Origin of the sequence: Aneurinibacillus migulanus, assembly GCF_001274715.1 — a bacterium.
In the GTDB taxonomy this organism is placed as follows: Bacteria; Bacillota; Bacilli; order Aneurinibacillales; family Aneurinibacillaceae; genus Aneurinibacillus; species Aneurinibacillus migulanus.
Window position 1 is genome coordinate 1286754 of the sequence record NZ_LGUG01000004.1, and the last position, 3278, is coordinate 1290031.

Genomic DNA, 3278 nt, shown 5'->3' on the forward strand with positions numbered 1-3278 from the left:
GTTGGAAATCATTCGCAGAGTGTAAAGGCACAAGGGAGCTTGACTGCGAGACCTACAAGTCGAGCAGGGACGAAAGTCGGGCTTAGTGATCCGGTGGTTCCGCATGGAAGGGCCATCGCTCAACGGATAAAAGCTACCCTGGGGATAACAGGCTTATCTCCCCCAAGAGTCCACATCGACGGGGAGGTTTGGCACCTCGATGTCGGCTCATCGCATCCTGGAGCTGAAGTAGGTTCCAAGGGTTGGGCTGTTCGCCCATTAAAGCGGTACGCGAGCTGGGTTCAGAACGTCGTGAGACAGTTCGGTCCCTATCTGTCGTGGGCGCAGGAAATTTGAGAGGAGCTGTCCTTAGTACGAGAGGACCGGGATGGACGCACCGCTGGTGCACCAGTTGTTCCGCCAGGAGCACAGCTGGGTAGCTATGTGCGGTCGGGATAAGCGCTGAAAGCATCTAAGCGTGAAGCCCCCCTCAAGATGAGATTTCCCACAGCATAAGCTGGTAAGACCCCTTAAAGATGATGAGGTAGATAGGTTCGGGGTGGAAGCGTGGCAACACGCGGAGCTGACGAATACTAATCGGTCGAGGGCTTAACCAAATAAAGTTGTCAGTTGATAAGTGACAATTGACAGTTAAGTGATTTTCCAAAAGTGTTGTTTCTTCTGATTCAGTTTTCAAGGTGCAAGCACCTTGGATAATGGATGTTGATTAAGGGATAGTTTCTTATAACTATCACCTGTTAATTATCAATTGTCCACTGATTTTGTTCCGCAGTAGCTCAGTCGGTAGAGCAATCGGCTGTTAACCGATCGGTCGCTGGTTCGAGTCCGGCCTGCGGAGCCATCTTTTCTTTAAAAATGAGAAATGCTNTATTGTGTTTGAACAACGTCGAGTTATCTTCTACGTTCAAATACGACGGTAGTACCCATAGGGTGCAACTAAAATATCGTCCGTACTACGTCGAATTAACATCTTTACCGGATGAAATCAGTGGTACTCGAGGAGTGCAGTCAAAATATTAACCCACAAAAGTGAAGTGCAGCCCTGAAGCTTATTCCAATTACTTTTGCGGGGGCCCAAAGTAATTAAGATAGTAGTCATCATAGCGTTGCGTCAAAAAACTTTTTTACATAGAATCATGGAAAGCATTTGCTTTGCATATATTGATGTATGAGTGTATATCGGGACGTGGCGCAGCTCGGTAGCGCGCACCCTTGGGGTGGGTGAGGTCGCAGGTTCAAATCCTGTCGTTCCGACCAGTTGTTTTACATAATGGGAGTATAGCCAAGTGGTAAGGCAAAGGTCTGCAAAACCTTTATTCCCCGGTTCAAATCCGGGTACTCCCTCCATAAAACCATTTAAAAATCCTTGCAGAAACTATATAAATGTGATAAATTTAAATAGTTGACGCCATAAAAATGCGGTCGTGGTGGAATTGGCAGACACGCTATCTTGAGGGGGTAGTGGTCGTACGACCGTGCGAGTTCGAGTCTCGCGCACCATATACATAATTGGACTCATAGCTCAGTTGGTTAGAGCGCTACGTTGACATCGTAGAGGTCGTTGGTTCGAATCCAATTGAGTCCACCATACATATGAATGTACAAGTCTTTGCATAGCAAGGGCTTTTTTGTTGTTTGCATAATGAAAGGCCCGCTAATTGAGTGGGCTATTTTTGTGTTCGAGGTGCCAACTTTTTCTGGTGTGCATGCAGTGTACCAGCGGCGGTTAAAATAACATCATCTTCAGCTTCTCCATTGTTTGCTTTTGCATATCCGGCACCCCAGTCCTTTTAGCGTCGATTTAAAGTGCCGGCCTACTACATTACAGATATTCAGTTACAAAGTCGTGGTTGTGTTTCGGTCTAGTCAGTGAGCACCTCTAGTTTTTTGTCTTATTTTATTCGTGGCAGTGCTTCAACTGCGGAAGCACAGGTAGAGGAATCATCCGACGCTGTGGGAGAATTTTGGTTCCGTCAGCGCTAAGCCTCTGTTTCTCGTTACAAAGGAATACTACACGTATCCTATCTTCCTCTAAGACTTCTCCTGGATGCATTCCAGTCGTCAGTATGAATGTCAAAAGAGCAAATCATTGGTTAGATGTTGCCGCTTCGAAGAAACGTTTTATTCCTTCTGAGATCAGTGCTCGAAGCTTATTTCTTTCTATCTGCGGCAAATCTACACGCTAGCCAGGTTCAGGGCTATAATTTTTCACTTAACAGTTTGGCTATATGCTGCTGATAGGATAGAGTGTGCTTTCATTATTGTTAAAACAGAAAGTCCCTTTTCCTTCATTTGATTATTTGAACCTCTCATGGCTAAAGCCACGAGATTCCTAAGTACGGAAACCTAACGGCTTCTAATTAATTAGGCTATCCCCGTCGTTCCTACGGTTCCTGCGATTAGGCAGATAATAGTCTTTTGCCTTCAGCAAGAATATTTAAACTTGCGTTTACATCCCTGTCCCATTCACTATGGCAAGAAGGACACTTCCATTGTCGCAAGTTAAGGTTCTTAACTTCTTTATTTTGGTATCCACAACACGAACAAAGCTGTGAAGAAGCAAACGTTTTACCTACTGCAACGACAGTACGCCCATACCATTTTGCTTTGTATTCCAACATTGTTCTGAATTGATACCAAGACACTTCGCTAATGGCTTTCGCTACCTTATGATTTTTCATCATGTTCGATACTTGCAAATCTTCAATCGCAAGGATGTCGTGGTTTTTGACAAGATGCGTTGAAATTTTTTGCAAGTAGTCGCCTCGGGCATTGGCAACGCGTTCATGGATTCGGGCAACTTTTCGTTTTTGCTTTTGGTAGTTCCTCGCTTCAGACAGCTTACGCTTTTGCTTGATCGCTACTTGCTGTCGCCTGGAAAGAATACGTTGGGCTTTGGCTAACTTTTCTTCTAATGTCCGAAAAAATTTTGGATTGCCAAATACTTCTCCGTTAGATAGAGTAGCGAAATGTTTAAGCCCAACATCGATTCCAACTTCGCTGTTTGTTTTCGGCAATGGCTGTACCCCTGTTTCCACCAACAGCGAAACAAAATATTTTCCAGATGGGTTGCGTCTAATCGTAGCATGTAAAATCCGCCCTTCCACTTCCCTTGATTTTGCAAAGCGAACGCACCCAAGCTTCGGGAGTTTAATTTTATTTCCGACGATCGCAATATTTCCGTTCGTGTGTTTCGTTGTATAGGACTGAACCTTGTTCTTTTTGCTTTTGAAGCGTGGAGCATCGTTTTGCTTTTTAAAGAATCGTGAGTAAAGTAA

The 3278-nt window shown here is 44.6% G+C and carries 1 protein-coding gene, 5 tRNA genes and 3 other annotated features; of the genes, 5 read left to right on the plus strand and 1 reads right to left on the minus strand.

Going from position 1 to position 3278, the window contains the following annotated elements:
* Positions 1-123 (plus strand) — a sequence feature (23S ribosomal RNA rRNA prediction is too short).
* Positions 124-143: 20 nt separating this feature from the next.
* Positions 144-303 (plus strand) — a sequence feature (23S ribosomal RNA rRNA prediction is too short).
* Positions 304-322: 19 nt separating this feature from the next.
* Positions 323-584 (plus strand) — a sequence feature (23S ribosomal RNA rRNA prediction is too short).
* A 181-nt stretch (positions 585-765) separates the two neighbouring features.
* The 5 genes from AF333_RS08060 to AF333_RS08075 all read left to right on the plus strand — a co-directional run bounded on the left by AF333_RS08060 (position 766) and on the right by AF333_RS08075 (position 1588).
* Positions 766-841: transfer RNA gene (locus tag AF333_RS08060), tRNA-Asn, on the plus strand.
* 339 nt (positions 842-1180) lie between these two features.
* Positions 1181-1257 (plus strand) — tRNA-Pro (locus tag AF333_RS08065).
* A gap of 15 nt (positions 1258-1272) precedes the next feature.
* Positions 1273-1347 (plus strand) — tRNA-Cys (locus AF333_RS08070).
* A gap of 78 nt (positions 1348-1425) precedes the next feature.
* A tRNA-Leu gene (locus AF333_RS32660) sits at positions 1426-1500 on the plus strand.
* A gap of 11 nt (positions 1501-1511) precedes the next feature.
* Positions 1512-1588, plus strand: a tRNA-Val gene (locus tag AF333_RS08075).
* Positions 1589-2399: 811 nt separating this feature from the next.
* Here AF333_RS08075 and tnpB read toward each other — a convergent pair.
* Positions 2400-3278 (minus strand): IS200/IS605 family element RNA-guided endonuclease TnpB (gene tnpB / locus AF333_RS08080; protein WP_235496233.1); only part of this gene is annotated, 879 nt, incomplete at its 5' end.